This is a genomic window from Rhodopirellula europaea 6C (assembly GCF_000338295.1).
Classification (GTDB): Bacteria; Planctomycetota; Planctomycetia; order Pirellulales; family Pirellulaceae; genus Rhodopirellula; species Rhodopirellula europaea.
The window spans coordinates 1-2,388 of the sequence record NZ_ANMO01000073.1 but is presented as its reverse complement, the minus strand read 5'-3'; the positions used below and the strand labels follow the sequence as shown (position 1 = coordinate 2,388).

At 54.7% G+C, this 2,388-nt stretch carries 2 protein-coding genes; both read left to right on the top strand.

Annotation, left to right across the window (positions count from 1 at the left end):
- On the top strand, window positions 1-513 hold a 513-nt coding region (locus RE6C_RS06140; RefSeq protein WP_236617978.1), incomplete at its 5' end, for a hypothetical protein.
- Between the two features lie 1,110 nt (window positions 514-1,623).
- Window positions 1,624-2,313 (top strand): DUF2695 domain-containing protein, encoded by a 690-nt coding sequence (locus RE6C_RS29415; protein WP_160167190.1) that lies wholly within the window; start codon window positions 1,624-1,626, stop codon window positions 2,311-2,313.
- Window positions 2,314-2,388 lie beyond the last annotated feature (75 nt).

The window sequence follows — 2,388 nt, the reverse complement described above, 5'->3', positions numbered from 1 at the left end:
GCAATGAAGCTTACTCTGATGGCCGCAGTGCCTTGCAAGCGTTTCGGTTTCGCACCAATGTGCGAAAATGGTCGCGGCGGATGGACATTCTCGCAGTTTGGGGCTGATCGTTACGTTGCATCACCATCGAAGCACGGCATCAAACTGGGCTTGGCCGTGTGGGTGACACCACCGATCGCAAACGATTACATCGAATGCACGATGTTGACGGCGACGCACGACGGCCGCGTGATTGGATCTGAGACGCTGGATTGGCGGCGACCGAACGACGGTGGCGCACATCACGAACACGGAAGCGTCTACGAGTGGATACAAGATGTTGATGCACCAATCGACCGTGACGGCTTGGTCACCGTCGGCGTGGCCGTCAAGCTGCACTCTCAGCCCGAGCCTGTTGATGTTGATGGTCGGGCGTTGGTTCACGTCACATGTCGCGATACAAACGACAAACTCGTTTCCGTTGACGAATACGTAGGGTCACTGGACAATGACAAACGTGCATTCTCATGGTAGACCAAGCGAGCGGGGAACCATCCCGTGCACCGGAGCCGGGCTTGCGCGATTTCACAGATGGACAATCAACTTTCCCGGCCCGGTGACGGGTACCGTTATTCGATTGAGATTTCGCGGCCTGCAGAGGTTGACATTGCCTCCAGCTAGTCCCCTCCGATACCATCGCAGCCAACAACAAACTTAAAATGGACACTGCCGTGAACAAACTCGTAATCGCAACGATCTGTTTCATCATCTTTGCTGGCACAGCACTAAGAGGAAACGCAACGCACGAAGATTCAGAGCAGCGAACTTCGGCTCCGCTCAATCACGCACCCTTCACTAGCGTCAACGGCCTCAAAACTTTTCTGTTTGAAAATGACAAAGCTGCATTGAATCTCACCCGGCTGAGATTGAACACCTGCTCCCTCGTGATACTACACTTGGCGTTGTACTCGTACGCGGAAACGGCCTCCATAGCCGTGTTGAGTACAGAATGCCGCTCGCAGACGATGGCGAGGAGTTGGTACTAACGTTTTCCAACACCCTTGATTCGAGAACATCCCGTTTTTCTGGTTTCTGGATCGACCCAAACGACGAATAACAATGCCGTGAACCGGAGTCGCGTGTCACGCGTTTTGGCGATAGCACACTCACTCGCCGCGACCCGGTTACGGCCGCCGTTATCGAGTTGACAGTGATCGCGTTCGTGTTCGCTGCTCGATTCGATGCCGGATCGAAGGGTGCTCGATTCAGTGCTCGTTCCATTCGTGCCCGAATCATCGCGTCGATTGCAGTGTCCGATTGGCGGGCGAGATATTGCGTGAATCCGTGCTCGATTGCCGGGCGACAAACGGCGTGAATCCATGCTCGATTGCGAGGATGATTGCCGCATGAACTTATGCTCGAATCCCGGGGCGCTGGTGGTACCCCCGATGCAATTCGATAACCATGGCATGCACCGAAGGCCGCAAGTCATACAACCACCACGTCGAACATCAACCGTGCGGCCTCGGTGATGCCCGGCGTTATGCCTCTCAATTCAGCACTATGGCGAAGCTCAGCAAAGAAGATCGAAAGGCACGCCTGAAACAATGGCAAGCCGCTGAGCGAACCGACCTCGTCGCTTCGATGCCGCTCTCGCCACAACAGTTGAACTCGCTTCTCGATTACCTCGACGCAAATCTCAAGTCCTGCGATCACACGACTAAGCTCACTGACATCTTCCTGCACGTCGAAAAACTCGACAAAGACCGTGTGCTACCGTGGCTTGCCTATCACGGCGGTTACTGCGATTGCGAGGTGCTCTACAACCTCGAAGACCTCGCTGAATCTTTCCGCGATCGACCAATCCCGCCGAAACCAAAACCAAAAACGAAGCAAGTTGCGCGCGATCTAACCACACTCACGGGCTGGGATTTTGCTGGTTTACCTCAACCATGGCGCGTCGCCAACCTGTACGCGGCCGATGAGCCCCTCAAGCTTCAAATGGGCAAAAAGGGCGGCTGTACGATCACTGTCGTGGAATCGCCGCTGGCTCCGGGTGACCAGATGTCTGATGATTACTGGTCCGCATTGTGGTATGCCCGTACTGAATTGCCGCCGAAATCGCCTATTCAGGTAACACGTGGCGCACTTGATCTGCCCGATCACTTACAATCAATACTCGTACGAACATCCGGCTGGATTCCAGTCTATTGCTGGGTGGTCCCCAACAATCAGCAATGGCACCTTGAAATCCGCACCGAACTGAATCGACAAATCGGCGATCTTCCACTGGTCGCGAAATTGGTCACTCAATTGGTAACAAACAAGGCATAACCATCGCGTGCACCGGAGTACGCGAGCCGAGCGTTTCGGCAGTTGAAAATCTTTCGCGCGTACCCGGTGACGCGT